The following is a 24,785-nucleotide window of genomic DNA, read 5'->3' on the forward strand; positions in this document are numbered from 1 at the left end:
CGAGGAGGCCTTCAACCGGATCGTCGCCGACACCAAGACGACCGAGCTCCACGCGAAGGGCCGGGGCCTGGCCCGCGGCCTGCAGTTCGCGCAGGAGGAGCAGGCCGCCAAGGTGTGTGCCGCGGCCTTCGAGCGGGGACTCCTGATGGAGACCTCGGGCCCCAACAGCGAGGTCATGAAGATCCTCGCGCCCTTGACCATCACCGACGACGAACTCGACGAGGGCCTCGCCGTCGTCGCCGAGTCCGTCAAGGCCGTCACTTCCGGAGGCTGAGCAGTACATGATCGTCCGCAAGATCGACGACGTCACCGGCACGCGGAACCACGTCGACACGCCCGGTTGGTTCTCGCGCCGCATCGTCACCGCGCACGACCGGGTCGGCTTCTCCGTCGGCGAGACCGTGCTGCGCGCCGGCTCGACGAACGACTTCTGGTACGCCAATCATGTCGAGGCCGTCTACATCGTCTCGGGCGAGGGCGAGCTCTACGACAAGGACAACGACACGACGTACCAGCTCGGCCCGGGCACGATGTACCTGCTCGACGGGAACGAGAAGCACCAGGTGCGGGTCCGGTCGGACATCACCTGCGTGTGCGTGTTCAACCCGCCGATCGTCGGCACCGAGGTGCACGACGAGAACGGCGTGTACCCGCTGCTCGAGCTGCCTCCGGAGCCGGCCGGCCAGGCCTGATCCCGGAGGTGCGACCGCCGGGCCCGGACGGGCCCGGCGGTCGCGCCGTGTACCACGGACCCACCGAACCGACCGGACGACCGCCGAGCCCACCGCAGAGGAAGGGCGGATCCACTCCCGCAGGGACCGACGAGGAAAGGAAGGGATCGCATGTCTGCCCCGAGCAGCAGCCGGCCCCGGACCACCCAGGACCGTTACTACACGCGCGTGTCGAGCGAGCCCGCGCTGATCGATCGCGCCGAGCCGACGGTGTGGGGCAGCGAGTCCAGCGCCGGCATGTACGGCGCCCAGGAGCTGCACACCCACGCCGAGAAGGGCTTCAGCCAGGTTCCCCAGCTGCTCACGCCCGACGAGGTCGCCGGCTACGCCGCGGAGCTCGACCGGCTGGCGAACGACCCGCTGGTGCGGGCGGACGACCGCTGCATCATCGAGAAGAAGTCGGACGAGGTGCGCTCCATCTTCGAGGTGCACAAGATCAGCGACGCCATCGCGCGACTGGTCGCCGACGACCGCGTGGTCGGCCGGGCCCGGCAGATCCTGGGCTCCGACGTCTACGTCCACCAGAGCCGGATCAACTACAAGCCCGGCTTCGGCGGCGGCGGCTTCTACTGGCACTCGGACTTCGAGACCTGGCACGCCGAGGACGGCATGCCCACCCCGCGCGCGGTGAGCTGCTCGATCTCGCTGACCGAGAACTACCCGTACAACGGCTGCCTCATGATCATGCCCGGATCGCACCGGACGTTCGTCTCGTGCATCGGGGAGACGCCGGAGGACAACTACCGCTCGTCGCTCAAGGAGCAGGAGATCGGCACGCCGGACCCGGACAGCCTCACGGCGCTGGCGAACCGGCACGGGATCGAGATGATCACGGGTAAGGCCGGCTCGGCGACCTTCTTCGACTCGAACTGCATGCACGGTTCCGGGGACAACATCACCCCGTACCCGCGCTCGAACATCTTCATCGTGTTCAACAGCGTGGAGAACACCTGCGTCGAGCCGTACTACGCGCCCAAGCGGCGTCCGGAGTACATCGGCGCGCGGGACTTCACGCCGGTGCGCTGACGCACCGACCGCACCGACCCACGCGTCAGGGAGCCATGACGCACGGTCCAGGGCCCCTGGCGTGCGTCATGGCTCCATGGCGTTTCAGATGGCGGGGTAGGAGCGGTCCAGGCGCTCCAGCGGGGTGAGCTCCGGGCGCTTGGGCAGGTAGCCCTCGCCGGTGTGCCCCCCGCGCAGGCGCTTGCGCAGGTACGGCATGACGTGGTCGCGCACCCAGGCGAGGTCCTCCGCCTGCCGCGCCCGCCAGCTCGCTCGTTCGGCCACGGGCCACGGCGTGCGCCAGTCCGACGGCACGGGCTCGCCCAGCACCTCCAGCGCGCGCAGCGAGACGCGCTCGTGCGCCTCGGGGGTCAGGTGCAGCCGGTCGCCGGCCCACGCCCGGGGGTCGGCGAGCACGTTCATGCCCCAGAGGTCGACCACGCGGCAGCCGTGCCGGTCGGCGCTGGCGCGCAGGTTCTCGTTGAAGGTCGCCACGCGGCCGCGCAGGCGGCGCAGCAGCACGTGCATCCGGCGCAGGTCGAAGCCCGTGAAGATGAGCACGTCCGCCCCGGTCGCCACCAGCCGGGCGAGGGCGGCGTCGAAGCGCTGCGCGAGGTCGTCGGGGTCGCACTGCAGGCCGATGATGTCGTTGCCGCCCGCGCAGAAGGAGACGAGATCGGGGCGCATGACCTCGGCGACGGGGACCTGGTCGGCGACGACCTGGTCGAGCAGCTTGCCGCGGACGGCCAGGTTGGCGTAGGTGAACCCGGGCCGCCCGGCGGCGAGGCGCTCGGCCAGGCGGTCGGCCCATCCGCGCGGCGACCCGTCGTCCCGGAGGTCGTCCAGGCCTTCCGTGAAGCTGTCGCCGATGGCGACGAAGCTGTTCCACCGGTTCACGGCACCCAGCTCCCTTCGCGTCCGTTCTCCTCGTGTCCATGAAGGGGACACCTCTTGCTCGAACAGGATCACCCATCCGTCACGCAATTCGCCAGCACGGGGTGATCTCGATGCGGGGATAGGGCACCCTTGCCTGTCGTGAGCACACCCGACGGGCCTGCGGGCCGCCGGACGGCGGCCCGGGCAGCCACACCGAGCGCGGCACCGGGCGCGACGCACGCCGCGAGGGCGCCGACTCGCTGCGCGCGATCCTCGGCGGCCGCGGCGGGGCGATCGACGCCTCGGTCCCGGTCGTCGTGTTCGTGCTGGTCTGGCTCCTGGTGGACGCGTTGGACGGGTGGTCGCCCGTCGGCACCGCGGCGGGCGCGGCGATCGCGGCGGGCGTCGTCGTCGCGGTCGTCCGGCTGGCCCGGGGCAGCCGGCCGCGGGCGGTGCTGTTCGGCCTGCTGGGCGTGGCCGTCGCGGCCGTCGTGGCGCTCTACACCGGCCGGGCGGAGGACTTCTTCCTGGTCCAGATCCTGAGCAACGTGGCGAGCGCGCTGGCCTGGGCGATCTCGATCGTGGTGCGCTGGCCGCTGCTGGGCCTGATCGTGGGCACCGCGCTCGGGCAGCGCACGCGGTGGCGGCGGGACCCCGACCTGCTCCGCGGTCACCAGCGGGCGAGCTGGGTGTGGGTGGGGCAGTACGTCGTCCGCCTGGCGGTGTTCGTCCCGCTGTACCGGGCCGAGTGGGTGTTCGCGCTCGGCGCCGCGCGGGTGGCGTTCAGCCCGGCGCTGGTCGCGCTGTGCGTGGTGCTGTCGTGGCCCGCGCTGCGGTCGGCGCTGCCGCCCGATCACCCGGGAATCCGGCACCCCCGGGTGTCGAGCGAGCCGTCAGGGGGTCGTAAGGTTGACGGTCCGCCCACGGACGGGTGACAACTCTCACTCAGGGTGATCATCGGGGTGCGTTCTCATGATCCGCCACGTTCTCACCGGGTGAGGTGACCCCGACGCCCTCGTGTGATGTGAAACGGAGCCATGGCCGAGCAGCACCCCCGCCCGCAGCCACCCCGGTACCCGCAGACCGGCCCGAACGGCCGATCCGGGGAGTTCCGGCCCCCGTCGGCCCACCCCGGTCGTCCCGACCTCCCGCGCGCGGGCGCCGCCCAGCGGCCCGGCGCCGGTCGCCCCGACGAGCGCCGGCCGGGTCACCCCGGACCGCAGCGCCGTCCCGGACCGGAGGGCTCCCGGGGCTCGGGCGGGTCGGGCGGCCCGGGCGCCACCCGCCGGGTCCGCCCGCCGTCGGCCGGCCTGCCCACGCAGGTCACCACGGCCACCGGCCCGGACGCGTCGACCCCGACCGGTGACACGCCGACGGTGACCGCGGGGTCCCCGACCGCGACGTCGGCGACCACGGCGGCGGCATCGACGACGGCGACCAGCGCGACCGTCGAGGAGAAGAAGCCGGACCTGACGGTCAACCAGGTCATCGCCGGTGCCGGCGCCGCCGCGACCTCGGCCGTGGCCGGCTCCCTCTTCGGCGCCACGGGGACGGTGGCCGGCGCGGCCCTCGGGTCCGTGGTGTTGACGGTCGGCTCGACGATCTACAAGCGCTCCCTCGACCGCACCCGGGACGCGGTGCTGGCGAGGGTCAAGGTCCCGAGCCGTACGGACGGCGTCGTGCTCGCCGAGCCGGTCGACCCGCTGGCGACGATCCCGCTGCAGCGCAGGCCGGGCGAGGACGGCGGCCCCACGATGCTGCAGCCCGCGCTCGGCGAGGAGCCCCCGGAGCGGACCCGCCCGTGGTTCACGCGCAGGCGCCTGCTGTTCGCGGTCGTGTCCGCGGTCGCCGCGTTCGCCGTGGGCATGCTGGTGATCACGGGCGTCGAGTGGGCCAAGGGGTCGCCCCTCTCCGGCGGCACCTCGGGGACCTCGGTCAGCCGGGTGGTCTCGGGCACCTCCGCCACCCCGGAGAAGGAGAACACCGAGCAGGGCGGGGGCGGCAGCACGGACACCACCGAGAGCGGCACGCCGACCACCGCGCCGGAGGAGTCCGACGAGCAGGGCGGCGCCGCCGACCGCACCGGGGGTGCGGAGCCGACGAGCGGCGCCACCGCCACCACCACTCCGCGGACCGGGTCGCCCACCGGCACCACCGCCCCGGGTTCCGGGAGCGGCACCGGTGACGGCACGAATTCCCAGCAGGGTGACACCGCCGACCAGCAGTCCGGCCGCAGCGCCGGCAGCGGCGGCAGCGGCGGCAGCGGCGGCGCGGCCAACTCGAACTAGCGGGTCCCTACGGCAACCGCGCGCGGAGGGCCCGGGCCGCGGCCTCCGGGTCCTCCGCCTCGGTGATCGCCCGCACCACGACGATCCGGGTGGCGCCCGCGGCGAGGACCTCGTCGAGGTTGTCGCCGTCGATCCCGCCGATGGCGAACCACGGGCGGGCCGGTGCCCGGCCGGCCACCCTGCGGACCAGGTCCAGGCCGGGGGCGGGCCGGCCGGGCTTGGTCGGGGTGGGCCAGCAGGGGCCCACGCAGAAGTAGTCCACGCCGGGCTCGTCGGCGGCCCGCAGGGTCTCCTCGGCGCTGTGCGACGAGCGCCCGACGACGATCTCCGCACCCGCCACCCGTCGGGCCCACTCCACCGGCAGGTCGTCCTGCCCGAGGTGCAGCACGTCCGCGCCCGCGGCGAGCGCGATGTCGGCCCGGTCGTTCACCGCGAGGAGCGCGTCGTGCGTCGCGCAGGCCTCGGCCAGGACCTCGAGGGCCTGCAGCTCCTGCTTCGCCTCCATCGGCTCCGCGTGGGCGGGAGAAGGCTTGTCGCGCAGCTGCAGGACGTCGACGCCCCCGGCGAGCGCCGCGTCGGCGAACTCGGCCAGGTCCCCGCGGTCCCGCCGGGCGTCCGTGCAGAGGTAGAGGCGGGCGTCGGCGAGCCGGGTCAGCAGCGTCTCACGGTCGAGTCGGGGCACGGTCGGGGAGCGTAGGGTGGGCGGTCGAGAACGAGAGCTGTGGGTGCAGGGCACGGGAGTCCGCGGTCGAGCGGGCTGAGAGGGGACTGGCCGGTCCCGACCGTCGAACCTGATCCGGGTCATGCCGGCGCAGGGAGGATGCAGGTGGAGGATCTCGTCGTCGTCGGTGGCGGCGTCATCGGACTGAGCTGCGCGTGGCGCGCGGCGCAGGCGGGCCGGCGGGTCGCCCTCCGCGACCCCGCTCCGGCGAGCGGTTCGTCGTGGGTGGCGGGCGGGATGCTCGCCCCGGTCACCGAGGCGTGGCCGGGCGAGGAGGGCCTGCTCGAGCTGGGACTGGAGTCGCTCGGGCTGTGGGCGCGGTTCGCCGAGGAGCTCTCGGCGGCCGCCGGCCAGGACGCCGGGCTGCACCCGGAGGGCACCGTGGTCGCCGCGACCGGCTCCGGCGACCGCGCCGAGCTCGACGCGCTGGCGGAACACCTCGCCCGGCTGGGCCGGCCCGTCGAGCGGCTGAGCGGGCGCGAGCTGCGCCGCCTGGAGCCCGCGCTGGGCCCGGACGTCCGGGGCGGGCTGTCCGTCCCGGGCGACCTGTCGGTGGACAACCGCGTGCTGCTCGCGGCCCTGCAGGCCGCCGCGGAGAAGGCCGGCGTGGAGGTGGAGGAGCGGGCCTGGGAGCCCGGCGAGACCACCGCGGGGACCGTCCTGATCTGCGCGGGCGCCCGGTCGGCGGCGCTGCACCCCGGGCTCGACGGCCTGGTCCGGCCGGTCAAGGGCGAGATCCTGCGGCTGACCCACCGGCACGGCGCCGTCCCGGTGCCCACCAGGACGGTCCGGGCCCTGGTCGACGGCCGCCCGGTCTACCTGGTGCCGCGGCCCGGCGGGCTGGTCGTCGGGGCCACCCAGAGCGAGCACGGCTTCGACACCGAGCCCACCGTCGGCGGCGTGCGTGACCTGCTCCGGGACGCGGAGCGCGTCCTGCCGGGCATCGCCGAGTACGCGCTGGCCGAGGCCGCCGCCGGGCTGCGGCCCGGCAGCCCGGACAACGTGCCGATCATCGGCCGACTCGACGAACGCACGCTCGTGGCCACCGGCCACAGCCGCAACGGGATCCTGCTGGCCCCGCTCACCGCCCGGCTCGTCGTCGGGTTGCTGGAGGGCGGTGCCGTGCCGCCGGCGGTCGACCCCGCGCGCTTCGGGAGGACGGGAACGTGAAGGTGGAGATCAACGGGGTCGCGCACGATCTCGCCGACGAGGCGACGGTCGCCGACGCCCTGACGGCGATCGACGCCCCGGAGACGGGGATCGCCGTCGCGGTGGACGGGCAGGTCGTGCGGCGGGCGGACTGGACGTCGACCCGGCTGGCGGCGGGAGTCGCGGTCGAGGTGCTCACGGCGGTGCAGGGAGGATGACGATGGACGTGACGCACGACGAGGTCTTCGTGGTGGGCGGGCGCAAGATCGGCTCGCGGCTCGTCACCGGGACCGGCGGGGCCGCGAACCTGGAGGTCCTGGAGCGGGCGCTGGTCGCCTCGGGGACCACGCTGACCACGGTCGCCATGCGCCGGATCGACGCGCGGACCGGCACCGGTGTGCTCGACCTGCTGCGCCGGCTGGGCATCGAGGTCCTGCCGAACACCGCGGGCTGCCGCACCGCCGCCGAGGCCGTGCTCACCGCCCGGCTGGCCCGGGAGGCGCTGGAGACCGACCTGGTCAAGCTCGAGGTCGTCGCCGACGAGCGGACCCTGCTGCCGGACCCGATCGAGTTGCTCGACGCCGCCGAGCAACTCGTCGACGACGGGTTCACCGTGCTGCCCTACACCAACGACGACCCGGTACTGGCCCGCAAGCTCGAGCAGGTCGGCTGCGCGGCCGTGATGCCGCTGGGTTCCCCGATCGGGACCGGGCTGGGCATCCGCAACCCGCACAACATCGAGATGATCGTGGCGGAGGCCGGGGTGCCGGTGGTGCTCGACGCGGGCATCGGCACCGCCTCGGAGGCGGCGCAGGCGATGGAGCTGGGCTGCGACGCGGTGCTCCTGGCCACCGCGGTCACCCGGGCGGCGAACCCGGAGCGGATGGCGCACGCGATGCGGCTGGCCGTGGAGGCCGGGTACGCCGCGCGGCACGCGGGCCGGATCCCGCGCCGGTACTGGGCCCAGGCCTCCTCGCCGCAGATCGACTGAGCGGAGCGTGCGGGGCGGACCGGGACACCGGACCCGCCTGCGGGGCTCCCGGCCGCGGTCGTGGCAGGGTGAGGGTGTGCCGCTGTTCGCCTTCGAGGGCCTCGCCCCGACCGTCCACCCGACCGCGTTCGTCGCCCCGACCGCCACGCTGGTCCTCGGCCCGGCGGCCGCCGCCAGGGGCGGGTTGACACCGCGGGCCGAGCGCTGGGTGCGGACGAACCCGGGGGTCTACCGGGAGCTCGCGCAGCGGCACGCCAAGACGGTCACCCCGGTCGTCCCCTGACGTCATGGGTGCGAAGGGGAGCGGACGGCGGAGGCCGATGGCCGGGCTCGCGGTGGCCGCGGCGCTCTTGGTCGCCGGATGTGGGGGCGGCACTCCCGCACCGGGCCCGGCGTCCACGGCCCCTGCGACGACGGCACCCCCCGCCACGACACCTCCGACGACGCGGATGCCCACGGCGGCGTCCGGCGGGGTGACCGTCTGGTTCGTCGGCTCGACGCCGGCGGGCGACCGGCTGTACCGCGAGCGCAGGGCCCTCGCCGAGGGCGGCCCGGACGGGGTGCCCCCGGATCCGGCCGGCACCGCCGTCCGGGAGCTGCTCGCCGGGCGACCGCAGGACCCGGACTACCGCACGGACTGGCCGGCGGGGGTGGCCCTGCGCGGGCCGGTGACCCACGCCGACGGCGTCTTCACGGTGGACCTGGCACCGCCGGGCCCGCTGCCGGGTCCCGCCGGTCTCGCTCTGCAGCAGTTGGTCCAGACGGTGCAGAGCACCACGGGCGTCGGCGACCCGGTGCAGGTGCTGGTCGACGGTCGGCCCGCGTCGACCCTGCTCGGCGTGGACGTCTCGCGGCCGCTCACCGCGGAGGACCCCCTCGTCGTCCGGGCCCTCGTCCAGCTCGACGACCCGGTCGAGGGCGCCCTCGTCGGCTCGCCGGTGGCCGTGTCCGGCGAGGCGGCGGTGTTCGAGGCGACCGTGGTCTGGGCGGTACGGGACCCGTCCGGCCGGACCGTGCGCTCCGGCTTCGCCACCACGACCGAGGGCCAGACCTTCGCGCCCTACCGGTTCGAGGTGCCGCTGGCCGCCGGCACCTACGACCTCGTGGTCTCCGAGGACGACCCGAGCGGCGGCGAGGGCAGGGCGCCGATGACCGACACCGCCCGGATCACCGTGCGCTGAGCGCCCGTCGGCAGGACCCCGAGCGGACCTGCAACGGCGGCCACAGCGCCAGGTCCTACCGTCCCGCGCCGCGGGATTCGAGCCGGGAGCCGCCTACAGCAGCCCGAGCTTCGTCGCCGCGTAGACCGCCTCGGCGCGACGCGAGACCATGAGCTTGCGCATGAGGTTTCCGACGTGGAACTTGACCGTGGTCTCGGAGATGAACAGCTCCGCCCCGATGGCCCGGTTCGACAGGCCCCGGGCGAGCAGCCGCAGCACGTCGAGCTCGCGCTCGGTGAGCCGCTCGCGGTCCGGCACGCCGCCGGAGAGCGAGCGCACCATCGCCGAGGCGCTGCGGGCGTCGAAGGCGCTCTCCCCGCGCGAGACGGCGCGGATGGCGCGCACCAGCTCGGTGGTGTCGACGTCCTTCACGACGTACCCGCGGGCGCCCGCCTGCACGGACTCGACGACGAGCCGGTCCTCGGCGAACGTCGTGAGCACCAGCACGCCGATGCCCGGGTGGGCGGCGCACAGCGTGCGGCAGACCTCCAGGCCGTCCGTCTGCGGGCCGGAGGTGAGCTTGAGGTCGAGCAGCACGACGTGCGGGCGGGTCGCGGCCACGGCGGCGATCGCGTCGGCCGGGGTGCCGGCCTCGCCGACCACCCGCAGGTCCTCCTCGCGCTCCAGCACGGCCCGCAACCCCTGCCGCATGATCGAGTGGTCGTCGACCAGCACGATCCGGACGGGCACCGGGCGCGCCCGGTGCATCGGGCGCGGGGACCGGCCCCCGGGCGGTGCGGTGCGAACGGCGCTCACGACGCCACCCCTTCCTCGTCGGTGCGGGCGTCGCCGCACGCGTTGCCGTGGACGCCGCCCGGGGCGCCGTCTCGTCCGGAACCTCGCCGCCCCGTCCCGGCACCGCCGACCGGCACGTCGACCTGAACCTGCAACCCGCCCATGCGGGCCCGGCGGAACGTCACCGTCCCGCCCATCTCCACGGCCCTGGTCTGCATGTTGACCAGGCCGCGGTGCTCCCCGGAGGGGGAGAGCGCCGACGCCCGCAGGCTGCGCCGGACCTCCTCGGGCCGGCCCTTGCCGTCGTCGGACACGGTGAGCCGGACGGCCCCGGGCCGGTAGGCGAGCCGGATCGACGCCCGGGAGGCGTCGGCGTGCATCGCGGTGTTGAAGAGCGCCTCGCCGGCGATGCGGAACAGCGACTGCTCCTGCTCGGCGGGCAGCCGGACGGGCTCGCCGCCGATCCTCACCTCGATGCGCAGCTCCTCCGGCATGTGCACGGTGGCGAGCTGGCGGAGCATCGCCGGCAGGTCCTGGTCGGCACTCTCGTGGTGGTTCAGCGCGTAGATCGCCGAGCGCAGCTGCTCCACCGCGCGCCGGGTGAGGTCCTTCGCCGTGTCCAGGTGCTCCAGCAGTCGCGGGTCGCCGACCTCCCCGCGGACCAGCTCGATGTGCATGCCGGCGGAGAGCGCGTACTGGGTGACGCTGTCGTGCAGCTCCCGGGCGATCCGGTGCCGCTCGTTGTCGAGCACCTCGCGCTGTCGGGCGGCGCCCAGCTGCTCCTGGGTGCGCTGGAGCTCGGCGTTGCGCGTGCGCAGGTCCTCGGCCTGGCGGGCGGTGCGCGCGTAGAGCTTCTCGGAGCGTTCGAGCAGCGCGCAGTTCTGCAGGGCCGAGGCCGTCTGCCCGGCCAGGATCCGCATCACCGAGTGGTCGGTGTCGTCGATCTCCCGGTCCCCCGGGGTCCACGCCACGAACCCGCCGACCGTCCGCCCGTCGAGCCGGACCGGGACGTGCAGGTGGGTGCGGGCGGTGTCCCGGTCGTGGCCGGGGGCGGGACCGTCGCCGGGGTCGCCGGTGTCCTCGCCGCGGCGGACCTTCTCCACGTGCGCCCGGACGGTGCCGGGCACCAGCTCCAGGTTCGACCACTCCACCCCGTCGGAGCCCAGGACGAGGTGGCGGGGGCTGGCGTCCTCGAGCCGGCCGTCGACCAGCGCGAACGCGACCCAGTCCGCGGTGAGGTGGTCGGCGGCGGCGTCGACCACGGCCCGGACCAGCGCCTCCGAGCCCTCCATGGTGCGGATCAGCGCGGCGGAGATCCGCTCCAGCGCGAGGATCACCCGGCGCAGCCGCACCGCCGACACCCGGTACTCGGGATAGAACGACGGCTTGCCGGACCGCAGCCCGGTCAACGCGTCGAGGTCGGGGCCGGGCCACGACCGGCCCGGGGGCGGCGGGCGCGGGTCGGCCCGCCGCGGTGGCCAGGGACCGGAGGAGGGCACGCGCGTCACCGCAGCTCCCTCACAACGCGGCCCGGAACAGCGACTCGACCTCGTCGACGGAGGCGGGCCGGGGGTTGGTGGTCAGGCAGGCGTCGCCGAGGGTCAGCACGGCGAGCCGCGGGATGTCCGCCTCGGTCACGCCCAGCGCGGCGAGCCCGCTCGGCACGCCGACCTCGTCGCCCAGCTTGCGGATCTCCGCGGCGACCATGTCGACGGCCTCGTCGCCCGGCACCCCGTGCCCGGCCAGGCCCATCGCCTGCGCGATCGGCACGAACCGCTCCGCGGCGGCGGCGCCGTTGAACCGCACGACGTGCGGCAGCAGCACCCCGTTGACCACCCCGTGCGGGAGGTCGAGCATGCCGCCGACCTGGTGGCTCATGGCGTGCGTGGCGCCGAGGATCGCGTTGGTGAAGGCCAGCCCGGCCTCCAGCGCGGCCTGGGCCATCGCCTGCCGGGCCCGCCGGTCGTCCGGCCGGACCATCGTGTGCGCGAGGTTGGCGTTGACGAGCGACACGGCCTGCAGCGCGTGGTGGTCGGTCAGCGGGCCGTGGGCCAGCGAGACGAACGCCTCGATGCCGTGGGTCAGCGCGTCGAGCCCGGTCGCGGCGTTGAGCCATTCCGGCATGGTGACGAGCAGCCGCGGATCGATCACCGACACGTCCGGGACGAGCGCCCGGCCCATGATCGTGATCTTGGTGTGTCGCTCGGTGTCGGTGACGATGCAGAACTGCGAGACGTCCGCGCCGGTGCCCGAGGTCGACGGCATCATGATCAGCGGCGGGATCGGGTGGGCGATCCGGTCGATGCCCTCGTAGTCGAGGATCCGCCCGCCGTTCGACGCCAGCAGGGCCACGCCCTTGGCCGCGTCGATCACCGACCCGCCGCCCAGCCCCATCACGACGTCGCAGCCGGAGGCCACGTAGTCGTGGTAGCCCTGCTCGATCTCGTGGTCCTTCGGGTTGGGCGTGACGTCCGTCCACAGCCGCGGGGCGAGCCCGGTCTCCCGCAGGTGGGTCAGCAGTTCGCCGGGCCAGCCCGCCTCGAACACGCCCGGGTCCGTCACCACGAACGGCCGCCGCGCCCCGAGCCGGACGGCGGCGTGCGCGGCCTCGCGCAGCGAGTCGGGCCCGAACACGATCTCGGGGGCATGGAACTTCGACAGCCGCGGGTTCGCACCGCCGGCCGCGGGGGCGCCACAGCCACCGCCCCGGTGGACGGTCAGGTCGGGTTCCCGCTCGACGGCGTCCACGGGCCCGCCGGTTCCCGCGTGCCGCGTGTCCACCAACACGGTGTCCCCCGCCCGCCGGCACGCCTCGACGGTCCCCGGAGCCCTGTCGTCGAGAGCCACGCCGCCCTCCCACACCTCGTCCGCCCGCACGCGATGACGTCCGGACGCGCGCGGCACCCGGATCGTGAGGGTCACGCTACTCCGCACGGAGCGCCGGAGGTGCTCCGTGGCGGGACCGGCGCAGGCCGGGGACGCGGCGCAGGCCGGGGACGCGGTGCGCGGCATCGACATCAGCGGCGCGGGGAACGGCGGCGCCGGGAACGGGGGCGGGACATGCGGGACCTCCTCGTCTGCACCCCAGGACGGTAGTCGGCGGGCGCGCGAGGGGGACCGGTCCGACGGAGGGTGCGACCCTGTCCCGACGGTCAGGTGTGGATGGGCCCCTCGCGCTCCGCCAGCCGGGTCCCGGCCCCGCCCCAGTGCTGGGCGATCATCTCCGCGGCGATCGAGACGGCGGTCTCCTCCGGGGTGCGGGCGCCGAGGTCCAGGCCGATCGGGCTGGACATCCGGGCGATCTCCGCGTCCGTCAGACCGCGCTCCTTCAGCCGCTCGATGCGGTCGGCGTGGGTGCGTCGCGACCCCATGGCGCCGATGTAGGCGACCTCGGGCAGGCGCAGCGCGACCTCGAGCAGCGGCACGTCGAACTTCGGATCGTGGGTCAGCACGGTGAGCACCGTGCGCCCGTCGATCCGGCCCTCCTCGGCCTCCTCGGCCAGGTACCGGTGCGGCCACTCGACCACGACCTCGTTGGCGCCGGGGAAACGGCTGGCCGTGGCGAACACCGGGCGGGCGTCGCACACCGTGACCCGGTAGCCCAGGAAGTTCCCCATCTTCGCGACGGCGGCGGCGAAGTCGATCGCGCCGAACACGATCATGCGGGGCGGCGGGGCGAAGGACTCGACGAAGACCATCAGGCCCTCGCCGCGGCGCTGGCCGTCGACGCCGTAGGTGATCGTGGCGTTGCGCCCGGAGGCGAGCAGCCCGCGCGCGTCGTCGCCGACCGCGGCGTCGAGCCGCGCCGAACCGGTACCGCCCTCGGTCCGGTCCTCCCACACGATCAGGCGCCGCCCGAGGCGCTCGGCCGGGCCGGAGACGACCGTCGCGACGGCCACCGGGGTCTCGTCCCGGACGGCCTCGGCGATCCGGCCGAACTCGGGGTAGGCCTCGGGCGAGACCTCCTCGACGTACACGTCGAGGATGCCGCCGCAGGTCAGGCCCACGGCGAACGCGTCGTCGTCGGACACGCCGTAGCGCTGCAGCACGGGCCGGTGCTCGCCGAGGACCTCCTGGCCGAGCTCGTAGACCGCGCCCTCGACACACCCGCCGGACACGCTGCCGACGGCCTCGCCGCCCGGCCCCACCAGCATCGAGGCTCCCGGCTGCCGCGGGGCGGAGCGGAAGGTCGCGACCACGGTGGCGAGCGCCGCCGACTCACCGTTCTTCCACCAGCCCTCGAGCTGGTCGACCACGTCACGCATGCGGCACCTCCACGCCCCTGTCAAGCATCCCTCATCACCCCGAGCAGCCGCTCCAGGGTCTCCAGGCTGTGCCCGGCGAGCAGTCGGTCCAAGTGCGGCAGCACGGCCACTATTCCGCCCTGGACCGGTGCGTAGCCCTCCTTGCCGGCGTGCGGGTTCACCCACACCAGCCTGTGGGCGAGCCGGGACAGCCGCTGCGCCTGCCGGCCGAGCAGATCGGGCTCACCGCGTTCCCAGCCGTCGGAGAACACCACGACGACCGCGCGGCGGGCGGCCCCGCGCCGGCCCCAGCGGTCGACGAAGGCCTGGACGGCCTCGCCGAGGCGGGTGCCGCCGGACCAGTCCGGGATCGCCCGCGAGGCGTCCCGCAGGGCGCGTTCGGGGTCGCGCTGGCGCAGCTCCCGGGTGACCCGGGTGAGCCGGGTGCCGAGGGTGAAGACCTCGGTGCTGCGCGGCGACCGTCGCACGACGACGTGCGCGAACCGCAGCAGTGCGTCGGCGTAGGGCTCCATGGACCCCGAGACGTCGATCAGCAGCACCACCTTGCGGGGACGTCGGGTGGGGGCCCGGCGGTACAGCGCGCCGATCTCGCCCTCGTTGCGCAGCGCCGCCCGCAGTGTCCGGCGCGGGTCCGGGCTGCCGTGCCGCGAGGGGCCGCGACGCCGGGAGGCACGCGTGGGCGGGTCCGGCCGCAGCAGGGCCAGCAGCCGGCGCAGGTGCTCGCGCTCCAGCGGGCTCAGCTCGCCGAGATCCCGGGTGCGCAGCACCTCGGTGCCGGTCGCGGTGGCCCGGACGACCGGCGAGTCCTCGTCCTCCTCGTCCCCGTCGGAGTCCTCGTGGCGGTCGCGCGCGGGCATGAGGGACCGCAGGGTCGGCGGGGGCGGCGGCCGGTCGGCCGTCGACGGCGGCCGCGGGCCCTGGGCCGGGTCGAACCAGGCGGCGAACGCGGCGTCGTAGCGACGGATGTCGTCCGGGTCGGAGCACAGCGTGAGCCGGCCGGCCCAGTAGGTCTGCCGCCGGTCGGTGACGTCGAGGACGTCGAGCGCCTCGGTGAAGGCCGCCACCCGGTCGGTCGTCATGGGCACGCCGGCGGCGCGCAGGGCGGCGGTGAAACCGACGAGCCCGGGGAACGGGTCGGCGTCCGGGGCCGGTCCGGTGTCGGGGAGCGCGGTGGGGTGCTGCACGTCCGCCCGTCCGTCAGGAGGCGAGCAGGGAGTCGAGCCGGTGGCGCACCCGGTCGGCGTCCTCGCGGTACTTGAGCACGGCGCCGAGCGTGCGGGCGGCGCTGTCGACGTCGAGGCTGCGGGCACCGATCAGCTGCAGCGCGCGGGCCCAGTCCAGCGACTCGGCGACGCCGGGCGGCTTGATCAGGTCGGCCGTGCGCAGCTTCTGCGCGGCGGCGGCCACCTGCTGGGCGAGGCGCTCGGGCACCCCGGGCAGCCGGCTGCGCAGGATCTCGATCTCGCGGGCGACATCCGGGTGGTCCAGCCAGAGGTAGAGGCAGCGCCGCTTGAGCGCGTCGTGCACCTCGCGCGTCCGGTTCGAGGTGAGCACGACCACCGGCGGCACGACGGCCCGGATCTCGCCGACCTCGGGGATGGTCACCGCGTGCTCGGAGAGCACCTCGAGGAGGAAGGCCTCGAACTCGTCGTCCGCGCGGTCGATCTCGTCGACCAGCAGCACGGACGGGGTGGTGCGCAGGGCGCGCAGGATCGGCCGCGCCAGCAGGAAGCGGTCCTCGTAGAGGGAGGCCTCCACCGCGTCGGCGTCGAGCTTGTCGCCGTCGACCGTGGCGGCGGCCTCCAGCGCGCGCAGGTGCAGCAGCTGACGGGGGAAGTCCCAGTCGTAGAGGGCCTGCGCGGCGTCGATCCCGTCGTGGCACTGCAGGCGGATCAGCTCGGCGCCGAGGACCTGGGCGAGTGCCTGGGCGAGGGCGGTCTTGCCGGTACCGGGTTCCCCCTCGCAGAACAGCGGCCGGCGCATCTCGAGCGCGAGGTACGCGGCGGTCGCGAGGCCGTCGTCGGCGAGGTAGCCGGTCGCCCGCAGGGCGTCGGCGAGGGCGGCGGGAGAGTCGGGCCGGCCGTCCGGCTGGGCGTCTGTCACCCCACCAGAATGACCCACGCGAGCGCGGGCAGCCACTGTGAGGCTCCTCGACGGTGACCGAACGTCGAGAAAGCGGCTACTCGTCGTAGTCGGCTGCATGTGAGCGGAACGACAATATTTCCGGTTCGGTGCCAATGGTGCGGCCGTGATGGTTCCGTGATCCCGCTGCGTTGACCAGCGGATATCTCGTTATCGAACCAATCACGGTGGTGTTACGGTGACCGACGTCACCCATGATCGGTTTGACCCGATCCGCGGTTCGAAACGTAGCGTTCTCGTTCGGCCGCTCCGGAAGGGGAGCGGTCGAAATGCCATCCGGAACCGTCGCGCCAGGCCCCTGTCCCGCGGTTCCCGGTCCGTCGAGAGAAGGAAGGGGACAGGGCGGGAAAGTATTTCCGCAACGGAAAGGTTCGCATTCGTGAATCACACGGATGTGGGCCCGCGATACTCCCCAGGTCGCACCCGCGCGGATCCCGACGGCCGGAGACCCCACTCCGGCCCGGCGCGATAAACGGAGCTCCACAATGAAGCTGACCGGTCGATCCCTCCTGCGCCTCGCCGTTGCCGGTGCCGTCGCCGTCGGTGCGCCGGTGGCCGTGGCGGGCAACGCGAACGCCGCCTCCGCCTCCTCCTGGGACGCCCTCGCGCAGTGCGAGAGCGGCGGTAACTGGAGCATCAACACGGGCAACGGCTACTACGGTGGCCTGCAGTTCAACCTCAACACCTGGCGCGCCTTCGGCGGCAGCGGTATGCCGCACCAGGCCAGCAAGGCCCAGCAGATCGCCGTGGCCGAGCGGGTCCTGGCGAAGCAGGGCTGGAACGCCTGGCCCTCCTGCTCGAAGAAGGTCGGCGTGCGCGGCGACGTCGCGTCGCCCACGAAGATCCGCGCCTCGGCTCCCGCCACCCCGGCCCCGGCCGCTCCCACCGGCGGGAACTACACCGTCAAGTCCGGTGACACCCTGAGCAGGATCGCCGCTGCGCACGGCACCAGCTGGCAGCAGCTGGCCCAGGCCAACGGCCTGGCCAACCCGGACGTGCTGGCCGTCGGGCAGGCCCTGAAGGTCTGACCCGGGCCGATCGGGCCGAGTGGGTCGATCAGATCGATCAGGTCGAGTTGACCCACTCGTCCGTGCCGTCGGTGAAGGCCTGGTGCTTCCACACCGGGAGCAGCCGCTTGACCTCCTCGACGAGCTCGGAACAGGTCGCGAACGCCTCCTGCCGGTGATCGGCGGCGACGGCGCAGGCCAGCGCGACGTCGCCGATCGCCAGCCTCCCCACCCGGTGGCTGACCGCGATCGCGCGCACGCCACGTGCCCGGCCTGCGACATCGTGCGCCACCTCGGTCACGACGGTCGCGGCGGTCGGATGGGCGCTGTACTCCAGCCCGCTCACCGACCGCCCGCCGTCGTGGTCGCGCACCACGCCGGCGAAGGTCACCACGGCCCCCGCCGCGGGGTCGTCGACCAGCCGGGCGTGCTCGTCGACGTCGAGTGCGTCCTCGGTCACCGTTGCGCGCAGGACCTTCGGCGCCGTGGTCCCGGTGGTCCGCTCCATCAGTGGTCACCTCCGCGGAGTTGGTCGACCGCATGGTCGAGGACGCCGTCCAGCACGGCCAGTCCGTCCCGGACCCCGCCGGTCGATCCCGGCAGGTTGACGACGAGGGTCCGTTCGGCCACCCCGGCCAGCCCGCGCGAGAGCACGGCGGTCGGGACCTGCGGGGCGCCCCGCGCGCGGATCGCGTCCGCGAGCCCGGGCACCTCGTAGTCCAGCACGTCGCGGGTGGCCTCCGGGGTCGCGTCCGTGGGTGAGATGCCGGTGCCGCCGGTCGTGATCACCACGTCCACCCCCGCGGCCACGGCCGCGCGCAGCGCGGTGCCGACGGGTTCCCCGTCCGGGACGACCACCGGGTCGTCCGTGACGAACCCCTTGCCACGCAACCACTCCACGATGATCGGCCCGCCCTTGTCGAGGTACACGCCCTGGGCGGCCCGGTTCGACGCGGTGATCACCCGCGCGCGCCGGGCGAGCCCAGCGTCCGTCCCGGGGGACTCGAGCTCGCTCACGAACCGTCCTCCGGCCGGGTCCAGGTCCCGGTCTTGCCGCCCTCCTTGCGCTCGACGCGCACGGCGTCGAGCACGGCGGCGGGGTCCACGGCCTTGACCATGTCGTGCAGGGTGAGCCCCGCGACCGCGACGGCGGTCAGGGCCTCCATCTCCACCCCCGTCCGGTCGGTCGTGCGCACGGTCGCCCGGATCCGCACCTCGGACTCGCCGGGCTCGAGGTCGAGGGTGACCCCGCTCAGCGCGATCGGGTGGCAGAGCGGGACGAGGTCGGGGGTGCGCTTGGCGCCCATGATCCCCGCGATCCGGGCGGTGGCCAACGCGTCGCCCTTGGGCAGGCCGTCCCGGCGCAGCAGCTCGACCACCTCGGCGGTGGTCCGCAGCACCCCCGTCGCGACGGCGGTGCGGGCGCTCGGCTGCTTCTCCGAGACGTCGACCATCCGGGCGGCGCCGGCGGCGTCGACATGGGTCAGCTCCACGGGGGAGACCCTACGTGCGGGGTGACGAGGCTCGCTGCCGGGGCCCATTCGAAGTGTGATCTCAATCACAGCGACACAACCGGAACGATCCGAATCCGAACCGTTTTCTGCCCGTTATACGTATCGCTGACCTGCGAAGACGGCGTCTACCACAGATTCGGTCGACCCGGGGGGCCGCCGCGGGACACGGATCCGCTCCTGCTTTCGTCATCCGCCCGTCACACGTAGCTTCTGCCCCGGCTCAGGCGGACTCCCCCATTGCCGCCCGGCCCCGGAACCGCAGCGCTCCCCTGTCCGGCGGTGACGGCCCCCCGAAGCACGACGCGGGACAGGGACGGAACAGCCGGCGGCCACCCACCGCCGTCGCCGGGAATCGGGCGACATTCCGCAGGCGCCGCGACGGAGACGTGTCATGACCCGTTACCGCGGCAAGCACCGCAAGCCGTCCACCGCCGGTCGCACGATCGCCCGCACCGCCCTGGCCGGTGCCGTCGCCGGCGCCCCTCTGGTCGTCCTCGCCCCGGCGGCGAACGCGGCCAACGACAACACCTGGGATCGCGTCGCCCAGTGCGAGAGCGGCGGCAACTGGAGCATCAACACCGGCAACGGCTACTCCGGTGGGCTCCAGTTCGCCGCACAGACCTGGCGGGGCTTCGGCGGCACCCAGTACGCCCCGTCCGCCCACCAGGCCACCCGCGCCCAGCAGATCGCCGTCGCCGAGAAGGTGCTGGCGAAGCAGGGCTGGGGTGCCTGGCCGGTCTGCTCGCGCAAGGCGGGCGCGACCGGCGAGTCGGCCACCCCGCGCTCCGCTCCCACGCAGCCGCCCGTGCAGGTCCGGCTGAGCGGCCCGGCGGCGCCGTCGAACGGCACCTACACGGTCCGCCCCGGCGACACTCTGGGCAAGATCGCGCAGGCGCACGGGATGGCGAACTGGAAGGACCTCCTCGCCAAGAACCCCTCGCTGGTGTCGAACCCCAACCTGATCCTGCCGGGCAGCGTGCTCCAGGTCTGACCCTTCTCTCCAGGCCCTGGGACGCGCGCCCGGCCCCCCGCCCACCCCGTCACCGCACCGGTGGCGGGGTGGGGCGTCCCCGGGCGCCGTGTTCCGTGTCTCTGTCCCGGGCCTCTGTCAGGACGCGCCGCGGGCGCGGGCGAGCTGTTCGGGGGTGTCGATGTCGTCCGGGTGGGCCACGTCACCGCACTCCACGAGCACCAGGTCCGGATGCCCCTTCAGATAGCCCCGCGCACCGGCGTCGCCGCGGGCCCCGGCCGCCACGGGCGCCCAGTGCGCCCGGCCGAGCAGCACCGGATGGCCGGCGGTGCCGTCGTAGGCCGCCCGGGCGAGGGCGCCGGGGGCCGTGCGGGCGACGAGGCGGCGCACCGCGGCGGGTGTGACGCCCGGCAGGTCCACCAGGTGCACCACCACGGCCTCCGGGCCGGGGTCGCGGGCGGCCAGCGCCGCCAGCCCGGCCCGCAGCGAGGCACCCATTCCCTCGGCCCAGTCCGGGGCGACGACGATCTCGGTGCCGGGAGGCACGAGCGGGCGGACGCGCTCGGCCTCGGCCCCGAGGACCACGGTGGACGGCGCGCAGCCGCCCTCCGCCAGGACCCGCAGGGCCCGGCGGACGAGCGGCTCGCCCGCCAGCTCGACGAGGGCCTTCGGCCCGCCCAGCCGCCGGCCGGCGCCGGCGGCGAGCAGCAGGCCCCCGGCCGGCACTACTTGTTGATCTCGGTGACGGGGTGTTCGTACGGGACCGTGTCGAGCGGGAACTCGACGTCGCCGAAGGGGGACATGTTCCCCTGCACCGGGCCGAGGAGCTCGGTCAGCGGGTGCTCGCCGTCCGGCAGGTCCGGCCAGTTCGGGTCGATGCGTCCGGCCTTCATCGGCTTCGCCACGGCTCTCCTCCACGGTGTCCGGTTGCGCGTGCGGCCCCAGTATCCCCGATCGGCCGGCCGGGCGGGGCGCCCGTCCCGGCGACTACCGTGGAGGGCGATGACCGCCCCGCTGGTCGACTGGCTGCGAGCCCAGGACGACGAGACCCTGGCCGCGCTGCTGCGGCTCCGGCCGGACCTGGCCGTGCCCCCGCCCGCGGACGTGACCGTGCTGGCCACCCGCGCCGGCATCCGCGCCTCGGTGCACCGCGCGAGCGACGACCTCGACACCGTGGCGCTCGCCGTGCTCGAGGCCCTCGTGGTGGCCGACGCCGACCACGTGGCCGTCGGGCGTGCCGACGTCGCCGGGCTGCTCGGCCCGGACGTCACCGCCGAGACCCTCGACACCGCGCTCGCGGCCCTGCGGGCCCGCGCGCTCGCGTGGGGGGAGGACGCCGCCCTGCGGGTGGTCCCCGCCGTGCGGGAGGTCGTGCCCGCCTACCCGGGCAACCTCGGCCGCCGGGCCGGCGGGCCCGCGGCGTCGAGCGACCTGCCGGGCCTGCTGGCCGCGCTGCCGGCCGAGGAGCGCCGGGTGCTCGACGCGCTGATCGCCGGACCGCCGCTGGGCCGCAGCCGCTCGGCGGTGGAGCCGGACAGCCCGGTCGGGCGGCTGCTCGCCCGGGGCCTGCTGATCCGGCTCGACGGCGAGACCGTCGAGCTGCCGCAGCAGGTGGGGATCGCCCTGCGCGGCGAGCGGCCGATGGGTCGGATCGAGGCCACCCCGCCGGCGCTGTCGACCCGCGAGTGGCCCGAGACCCAGGTCGACGGGACCGCCGGCGGTGCCGCGATGGAGCTCCTGCGGCGCGTGGAGCGGCTGATCGAGCTGTGGGGCACCACCCCGCCCACCGTCCTCCGCTCGGGCGGGCTGGGTGTGCGTGACCTGCGCCGGACCGCCCGCGAGCTGGAGACGGACGAGGCCGGCGCCGCGCTGATCGTCGAGGTCGCCGCGGCCGCCGACCTGATCGGGCAGAGCGACTCGCCCAACCCGGACTGGCTGCCCACCACCGCTGCCGACGCGTGGACCGCCTCCGGCATCGAGCAGCGCTGGGTCGCCCTCGCGCGCGCCTGGCTGGAGCTGCCGCGACAGCCCGGGCTCGTCGGCCGCCGGGACGACGCCGACCGCCCGATCAACGCGCTCTCGGAGACCCTGCGCCGGCCCGTCGCACCGCGGGACCGGCGCCGCGTGCTCACGGCGCTCGCCGACCTGCCGCCCGGCACCGCCGTCACCACCCCGGACGCGCTCGGGGACCTGCTCGCGTGGCGCGCCCCGCGGCGGGGCGGCCGGCTGCGCGACGAGATCGTCCGGTGGACGCTCGCCGAGGGCACCCTGCTCGGCGTCGTCGCCCTCGACGCGCTCGCCGCGCCGGGGCGGGCGCTGCTCACGGCCCCGCCGGGGGAGAACGGCCCCGTCGTGGCCGCGCTGCGTGCCGTGCTGCCCGAGCCCGTCGACACCGTGCTCCTGCAGGCCGACCTGACCGCGGTCGCCCCCGGGCCCCTCGTCACGGCGCTGGCGCGCGAGCTGCAGCTGATGGCCGACGTCGAGTCCGCCGGCGGCGCCACGGTCTACCGCTTCTCCGAGGCCAGCGTGCGCCGCGCCCTCGACTCGGGCCGCTCGGCGACGGACCTGAAGGAGCTTCTCGCGGCCAAGTCGTCGACCCCGGTGCCGCAGGCGTTGACCTACCTGATCGAGGACGTCGGACGGCGGCACGGGCGGCTGCGCGCCGGTGTCGCCTCGGCGTTCCTCCGCTCCGACGACGAGGTCCTGCTCTCCGAGGTCCTCGCGCACCCGGAGACGGCGGGGCTGGAGCTGCGGCGGATCGCGCCGACGGTCGCGGTGAGCCCCGCGCCGCTGGCGGAGCTCCTCGACGGGCTGCGGGCGGCCGGGTTCAGCCCGGCCGCCGAGGACGCCACGGGCGGGGTGCTGGACCTCGGGCGGCGCGGCGCCCGGACGGACCCGCGACGGCCCCGGGGCCGGACGGTGCCCGCCGATCCCCCGGAGTCGAGGATCGACGCGGTGGTGGCGAAGCTGCGCGCGGGCGACGCGCTCGCCGCGGCCCGGCGCGGGGCGGGCAACGCGTCGTCCGCCAACGGCTCCAGCCACACCCTGGCCACGCTGCAGGAGGCCGCGCGGGCGCGCCGTCAGGTGTGGGTCGGGTACGTCGACGGGCACGGTGTGCAGGGAGAGCGGGTGCTCGCCCCGCTCAACGTGGGTGGCGGGATCGTCGAGGGACGCGACGCCGTGGACGGGGAGGTCTACCGGCTGCCGCTGCACCGCATCACGCGGATCGCCCTCATCGAGAGCTGAGGGTGCCGGCCCGCCCGGCGCGGCGGCCTTCCGTCAGCCGCTCCCGCCGGCGGCTCCGCTCAGCGGCGGGCGCCTGCCGCCATGCGCGCGGCCATGGCGTGCTGGACCAGCGCGATCAGCGTCTGCTTCGTGGACTCGCGGGTGCGGGCGTCGCACATGACGATCGGGATCGACGGGTCGATGGACATGGCCTCGCGGACGTCCTCGATCCGGTGCGGCTGCTGCCCGTCGAAGGCGTTCAGGCCGACGACGTACGGCAGCCCGCGGTCCTCGAAGAAGTCGATCGCCGAGAAGCAGTCCGCGAGCCGCCGGGTGTCGACCAGCACGACGGCGCCGATCGCGCCGCGCACCAGGTCGTCCCACATGAACCAGAACCGGTGCTGCCCGGGCGTGCCGAACAGGTAGAGGATCAGGTCGGAGTCCAGCGAGACGCGGCCGAAGTCCATGGCGACCGTGGTCGTCTGCTTGTTCGGTGTGGCGGAGAGGTCGTCGTGCCCGGCGCTGGCCTCGGTCATCACGGCCTCGGTCGTCAGCGGGTCGATCTCCGACACCGAGCCGACGAACGTCGTCTTGCCGACGCCGAAGCCGCCCGCGACCACGATCTTCGCCGAGATCGTGGTGGGCGTCGGGCCGGGCCGCGGCGCGGGGGACGGGCGGGACATCGCCGGGGTGACCGGCGGCCCGCCGACGGGGTAACTAGAGCCGACGGAGTCCACTCAACACCCTTTCCATGAGTGCGAGGTCCGGCTCGTTGCCGGAACTGCTCGCGGTCTGGTGCACGGTCACCACGCCCAGCCCGGCCATGTCGCCGAGCAGCACCCGGGCGACGCCGAGCGGGATCGACAGCAGCGCGGCGACCTCGGCGACCGAACGGGGCCGGTCGCACAGGTCCGCGACGGAGCGGTGCTCCACCTGCAGCATCGCGAGCTGCTCGCGGCCCTGCGAGCTGGTCGAGACCAGCGTCTCGATCGCGAGGTCGAAGCCGGACTTGGTCCGGCCGCGGGTCCAGGCGTAGGGCCGCACCGCCGACGCCCCGGTCGGGACGGCGGGCGGGAGCGGCTCGTCCCGGACCGGTTCGATGGGACCCGTCTGGTACCCGCCGTAGCCCGAGCCGGCGAACCCGGCGTCCCCCTGGGCGCCCCACGAGTAGGCCACCTCGTTGGGGCCGGGACCGGGGGGCGGCGCGGACGGGTACCCCGGCGGCTGCGGGGCCTGCGGCACGGCCTCCTGCGGCGACGCCTGCGTCGGCGACGCCTGCGGCGGGGCCTCGTCGTCGCGCCGCCGGCCCCACCGGCGACGTCGGCGTGGGCGCCCCGAGTCGAGACCGAACCCGTTCATCACGTCGGCGAACGTCGGCTCCTGCTGACGCGGTGCGTCGTCGGGACCGCTGGTCATGAAAGCTCACCTGCCTCGTGCCGGTCGTTCGTTCGACGGATGGACATGGGATCGACTCGTGGGCGTCGTGCCGCGTCAGTGCCCGAAGGAGCCCTGCAGCTCGGCCCGCAGCTCCGGGGTGAGCAGCTGGCCGACCCGGTCGACCAGCAGCGTCATCTCGTAGCCGATCAGGCCGATGTCACAGCTCGGCGAGGCGAGCACGGCCAGGCACGAGCCGTCGCTGATGGACATGAGCAGGACGATCCCGCGGTCCATCTCCACGACGGTCTGCACCACGCCGCCGGCGTCGAAGCAGCGGGCTGCGCCCTGGGTCAGGCTGACCAGTCCGGAGGCCACGGCGGCCAGCTGGTCGGCGCGGTCCCGTGGGAGCCGGTCCGACGCCGTGAGCAGCAGCCCGTCGGCGGAGACCACGATCGCGTGTGCGACCCCGGGGACCTTCTCCGCGAAGTTGGTGACCAGCCATCCGAACCGGCTGGGCTGGGTCTGTGGTGCGGTCACGCCGCGGCCTCCTCGACGTCGGTCGGGCCGGT

General features: G+C 74.8%; 28 protein-coding genes and 1 pseudogene. 13 read left to right on the plus strand and 16 right to left on the minus strand.

Going from position 1 to position 24,785, the window contains the following annotated elements; all coding sequences use genetic code 11:
- From ACL02T_RS04210 to thpD, 3 genes and pseudogenes are all read left to right on the plus strand, one after another.
- A pseudogene (locus ACL02T_RS04210) lies at positions 1-274 on the plus strand (diaminobutyrate--2-oxoglutarate transaminase); the annotation flags it as partial.
- A gap of 7 nt (positions 275-281) precedes the next feature.
- The gene (locus ACL02T_RS04215; RefSeq protein WP_412829335.1) at positions 282-692 is read left to right on the plus strand and encodes an ectoine synthase; all 411 of its coding nucleotides are present in this window, start codon (positions 282-284) and stop codon (positions 690-692) included.
- A gap of 150 nt (positions 693-842) precedes the next feature.
- Positions 843-1,757: an ectoine hydroxylase gene (gene thpD / locus ACL02T_RS04220; RefSeq protein ID WP_412829336.1), complete on the plus strand. Its 915-nt coding sequence runs from the start codon at positions 843-845 to the stop codon at positions 1,755-1,757.
- An 84-nt stretch (positions 1,758-1,841) separates the two neighbouring features.
- Here the strand turns inward: thpD and ACL02T_RS04225 are convergent, their stop codons facing one another.
- Positions 1,842-2,633, minus strand: a complete 792-nt coding sequence (locus tag ACL02T_RS04225; RefSeq protein ID WP_412829337.1) for an SGNH/GDSL hydrolase family protein — start codon at positions 2,631-2,633, stop codon at positions 1,842-1,844.
- 248 nt (positions 2,634-2,881) lie between these two features.
- Here ACL02T_RS04225 and ACL02T_RS04230 point away from each other — a divergent pair, with 248 nt between their 5' ends.
- Entirely contained in the window at positions 2,882-3,547 is a 666-nt protein-coding gene (locus ACL02T_RS04230) for a DUF3159 domain-containing protein (RefSeq protein WP_412829741.1), read from the plus strand.
- A gap of 102 nt (positions 3,548-3,649) precedes the next feature.
- On the plus strand, positions 3,650-4,900 hold the full coding sequence (locus ACL02T_RS04235) for a hypothetical protein (protein ID WP_412829338.1): 1,251 nt from the start codon (positions 3,650-3,652) through the stop codon (positions 4,898-4,900).
- A 7-nt stretch (positions 4,901-4,907) separates the two neighbouring features.
- Here ACL02T_RS04235 and thiE read toward each other — a convergent pair whose 3' ends face one another.
- Complete coding sequence (thiE, locus tag ACL02T_RS04240) at positions 4,908-5,582, minus strand: thiamine phosphate synthase (protein ID WP_412829339.1); 675 nt, start codon at positions 5,580-5,582, stop codon at positions 4,908-4,910.
- A 138-nt stretch (positions 5,583-5,720) separates the two neighbouring features.
- Between thiE and thiO the strand changes: the two genes are divergently transcribed.
- The 5 genes from thiO to ACL02T_RS04265 all read left to right on the plus strand — a co-directional run bounded on the left by thiO (position 5,721) and on the right by ACL02T_RS04265 (position 8,942).
- Positions 5,721-6,791, plus strand: coding sequence for a glycine oxidase ThiO (gene thiO, locus ACL02T_RS04245; protein WP_412829340.1), 1,071 nt, complete (start codon positions 5,721-5,723; stop codon positions 6,789-6,791).
- Positions 6,788-6,988 (plus strand): sulfur carrier protein ThiS, encoded by a 201-nt coding sequence (gene thiS / locus ACL02T_RS04250; RefSeq protein ID WP_412829341.1) that lies wholly within the window; start codon positions 6,788-6,790, stop codon positions 6,986-6,988. Before thiO ends, thiS begins: the two co-directional genes overlap by 4 nt.
- Before the next feature lie 2 nt (positions 6,989-6,990).
- Complete coding sequence (locus ACL02T_RS04255; protein ID WP_412829342.1) at positions 6,991-7,761, plus strand: thiazole synthase; 771 nt, start codon at positions 6,991-6,993, stop codon at positions 7,759-7,761.
- A 76-nt stretch (positions 7,762-7,837) separates the two neighbouring features.
- Positions 7,838-8,044, plus strand: coding sequence for a hypothetical protein (locus ACL02T_RS04260; protein WP_412829343.1), 207 nt, complete (start codon positions 7,838-7,840; stop codon positions 8,042-8,044).
- A gap of 166 nt (positions 8,045-8,210) precedes the next feature.
- The gene (locus ACL02T_RS04265) at positions 8,211-8,942 is read left to right on the plus strand and encodes a Gmad2 immunoglobulin-like domain-containing protein (RefSeq protein ID WP_412829344.1); all 732 of its coding nucleotides are present in this window, start codon (positions 8,211-8,213) and stop codon (positions 8,940-8,942) included.
- A gap of 93 nt (positions 8,943-9,035) precedes the next feature.
- Here ACL02T_RS04265 and ACL02T_RS04270 read toward each other — a convergent pair whose 3' ends face one another.
- From ACL02T_RS04270 to ACL02T_RS04295, 6 genes are all read right to left on the minus strand, one after another.
- Entirely contained in the window at positions 9,036-9,689 is a 654-nt protein-coding gene (locus tag ACL02T_RS04270; RefSeq protein ID WP_412829742.1) for a MadR family response regulator transcription factor, read from the minus strand.
- Between the two features lie 44 nt (positions 9,690-9,733).
- Entirely contained in the window at positions 9,734-11,224 is a 1,491-nt protein-coding gene (locus tag ACL02T_RS04275; protein ID WP_412829345.1) for a MadS family sensor histidine kinase, read from the minus strand.
- 10 nt (positions 11,225-11,234) lie between these two features.
- Complete coding sequence (locus ACL02T_RS04280; RefSeq protein ID WP_503129080.1) at positions 11,235-12,638, minus strand: iron-containing alcohol dehydrogenase; 1,404 nt, start codon at positions 12,636-12,638, stop codon at positions 11,235-11,237.
- A gap of 230 nt (positions 12,639-12,868) precedes the next feature.
- Positions 12,869-13,981, minus strand: a complete 1,113-nt coding sequence (locus tag ACL02T_RS04285; protein ID WP_412829346.1) for an XdhC family protein — start codon at positions 13,979-13,981, stop codon at positions 12,869-12,871.
- Between the two features lie 20 nt (positions 13,982-14,001).
- Positions 14,002-15,165 (minus strand): vWA domain-containing protein, encoded by a 1,164-nt coding sequence (locus tag ACL02T_RS04290; protein ID WP_412829347.1) that lies wholly within the window; start codon positions 15,163-15,165, stop codon positions 14,002-14,004.
- Positions 15,166-15,178: 13 nt separating this feature from the next.
- A complete protein-coding gene (locus ACL02T_RS04295) occupies positions 15,179-16,084 on the minus strand; it encodes an AAA family ATPase (RefSeq protein WP_412829348.1) in 906 nt (301 codons plus the stop codon).
- Positions 16,085-16,608: 524 nt separating this feature from the next.
- Between ACL02T_RS04295 and ACL02T_RS04300 the strand changes: the two genes are divergently transcribed.
- Entirely contained in the window at positions 16,609-17,151 is a 543-nt protein-coding gene (locus ACL02T_RS04300) for a LysM peptidoglycan-binding domain-containing protein (RefSeq protein WP_412829349.1), read from the plus strand.
- A gap of 37 nt (positions 17,152-17,188) precedes the next feature.
- Here ACL02T_RS04300 and ACL02T_RS04305 read toward each other — a convergent pair whose 3' ends face one another.
- From ACL02T_RS04305 to moaC, 3 genes are read right to left on the minus strand one after another with little or no spacing between them, the layout of a single operon-like run.
- Positions 17,189-17,638 (minus strand): molybdenum cofactor biosynthesis protein MoaE, encoded by a 450-nt coding sequence (locus tag ACL02T_RS04305; protein ID WP_412829350.1) that lies wholly within the window; start codon positions 17,636-17,638, stop codon positions 17,189-17,191.
- Entirely contained in the window at positions 17,638-18,147 is a 510-nt protein-coding gene (locus tag ACL02T_RS04310; protein WP_412829351.1) for a MogA/MoaB family molybdenum cofactor biosynthesis protein, read from the minus strand. The genes ACL02T_RS04305 and ACL02T_RS04310 overlap by 1 nt, the downstream gene beginning before the upstream one ends.
- On the minus strand, positions 18,144-18,671 hold the full coding sequence (gene moaC / locus ACL02T_RS04315) for a cyclic pyranopterin monophosphate synthase MoaC (protein WP_412829352.1): 528 nt from the start codon (positions 18,669-18,671) through the stop codon (positions 18,144-18,146). Before moaC ends, ACL02T_RS04310 begins: the two co-directional genes overlap by 4 nt.
- A 364-nt stretch (positions 18,672-19,035) precedes the next feature.
- Between moaC and ACL02T_RS04320 the strand changes: the two genes are divergently transcribed.
- Positions 19,036-19,635 carry a LysM peptidoglycan-binding domain-containing protein gene (locus ACL02T_RS04320; RefSeq protein WP_412829353.1) on the plus strand — a complete coding sequence of 200 codons (600 nt, stop codon included), beginning with the start codon at positions 19,036-19,038 and terminating at the stop codon, positions 19,633-19,635.
- Between the two features lie 117 nt (positions 19,636-19,752).
- On the opposite strand, the gene ACL02T_RS04325 is transcribed toward ACL02T_RS04320, so the two are convergent.
- Entirely contained in the window at positions 19,753-20,340 is a 588-nt protein-coding gene (locus tag ACL02T_RS04325) for a nucleotidyltransferase family protein (RefSeq protein ID WP_412829354.1), read from the minus strand.
- On the minus strand, positions 20,340-20,519 hold the full coding sequence (locus ACL02T_RS04330) for a hypothetical protein (protein ID WP_379568093.1): 180 nt from the start codon (positions 20,517-20,519) through the stop codon (positions 20,340-20,342). The genes ACL02T_RS04325 and ACL02T_RS04330 overlap by 1 nt, the downstream gene beginning before the upstream one ends.
- Before the next feature lie 97 nt (positions 20,520-20,616).
- On the opposite strand from ACL02T_RS04330, the gene ACL02T_RS04335 reads away from it, so the two are divergent.
- Complete coding sequence (locus ACL02T_RS04335; RefSeq protein WP_412829355.1) at positions 20,617-22,860, plus strand: helicase-associated domain-containing protein; 2,244 nt, start codon at positions 20,617-20,619, stop codon at positions 22,858-22,860.
- 59 nt (positions 22,861-22,919) lie between these two features.
- On the opposite strand, the gene ACL02T_RS04340 is transcribed toward ACL02T_RS04335, so the two are convergent.
- From ACL02T_RS04340 to ACL02T_RS04350, 3 genes are all read right to left on the minus strand, one after another.
- The gene (locus ACL02T_RS04340; RefSeq protein WP_412829356.1) at positions 22,920-23,522 is read right to left on the minus strand and encodes a GTP-binding protein; all 603 of its coding nucleotides are present in this window, start codon (positions 23,520-23,522) and stop codon (positions 22,920-22,922) included.
- A gap of 34 nt (positions 23,523-23,556) precedes the next feature.
- Positions 23,557-24,255, minus strand: a complete 699-nt coding sequence (locus ACL02T_RS04345) for a DUF742 domain-containing protein (RefSeq protein WP_412829357.1) — start codon at positions 24,253-24,255, stop codon at positions 23,557-23,559.
- A 75-nt stretch (positions 24,256-24,330) separates the two neighbouring features.
- Positions 24,331-24,753: a roadblock/LC7 domain-containing protein gene (locus ACL02T_RS04350; protein ID WP_412829358.1), complete on the minus strand. Its 423-nt coding sequence runs from the start codon at positions 24,751-24,753 to the stop codon at positions 24,331-24,333.
- Positions 24,754-24,785: the final 32 nt, after the last annotated feature.

Source organism: Pseudonocardia oceanicola (genome assembly GCF_047200735.1).
Classification (GTDB): Bacteria; Actinomycetota; Actinomycetes; order Mycobacteriales; family Pseudonocardiaceae; genus Pseudonocardia.

What these genes read in the sequence shown, in the direction of transcription:
- ACL02T_RS04270 (WP_412829742.1), bottom strand. Translation starts at nt 9,689, where the DNA reads ATGCACCGGGCGCGCCCGGTGCCCGTCCGGATCGTGCTGGTCGACGAC.
- ACL02T_RS04300 (WP_412829349.1), top strand. Translation starts at nt 16,609, where the DNA reads ATGAAGCTGACCGGTCGATCCCTCCTGCGCCTCGCCGTTGCCGGTGCC.
- thpD (WP_412829336.1), top strand. Translation starts at nt 843, where the DNA reads ATGTCTGCCCCGAGCAGCAGCCGGCCCCGGACCACCCAGGACCGTTAC.
- ACL02T_RS04215 (WP_412829335.1), top strand. Translation starts at nt 282, where the DNA reads ATGATCGTCCGCAAGATCGACGACGTCACCGGCACGCGGAACCACGTC.
- ACL02T_RS04320 (WP_412829353.1), top strand. Translation starts at nt 19,036, where the DNA reads ATGACCCGTTACCGCGGCAAGCACCGCAAGCCGTCCACCGCCGGTCGC.
- ACL02T_RS04335 (WP_412829355.1), top strand. Translation starts at nt 20,617, where the DNA reads ATGACCGCCCCGCTGGTCGACTGGCTGCGAGCCCAGGACGACGAGACC.
- ACL02T_RS04265 (WP_412829344.1), top strand. Translation starts at nt 8,211, where the DNA reads ATGCCCACGGCGGCGTCCGGCGGGGTGACCGTCTGGTTCGTCGGCTCG.
- ACL02T_RS04305 (WP_412829350.1), bottom strand. Translation starts at nt 17,638, where the DNA reads ATGGAGCGGACCACCGGGACCACGGCGCCGAAGGTCCTGCGCGCAACG.
- thiO (WP_412829340.1), top strand. Translation starts at nt 5,721, where the DNA reads ATGCAGGTGGAGGATCTCGTCGTCGTCGGTGGCGGCGTCATCGGACTG.
- ACL02T_RS04255 (WP_412829342.1), top strand. Translation starts at nt 6,991, where the DNA reads ATGGACGTGACGCACGACGAGGTCTTCGTGGTGGGCGGGCGCAAGATC.
- moaC (WP_412829352.1), bottom strand. Translation starts at nt 18,671, where the DNA reads ATGGGCCCCGGCAGCGAGCCTCGTCACCCCGCACGTAGGGTCTCCCCC.
- ACL02T_RS04345 (WP_412829357.1), bottom strand. Translation starts at nt 24,255, where the DNA reads ATGACCAGCGGTCCCGACGACGCACCGCGTCAGCAGGAGCCGACGTTC.
- ACL02T_RS04285 (WP_412829346.1), bottom strand. Translation starts at nt 13,981, where the DNA reads ATGCGTGACGTGGTCGACCAGCTCGAGGGCTGGTGGAAGAACGGTGAG.
- ACL02T_RS04340 (WP_412829356.1), bottom strand. Translation starts at nt 23,522, where the DNA reads ATGTCCCGCCCGTCCCCCGCGCCGCGGCCCGGCCCGACGCCCACCACG.
- ACL02T_RS04235 (WP_412829338.1), top strand. Translation starts at nt 3,650, where the DNA reads ATGGCCGAGCAGCACCCCCGCCCGCAGCCACCCCGGTACCCGCAGACC.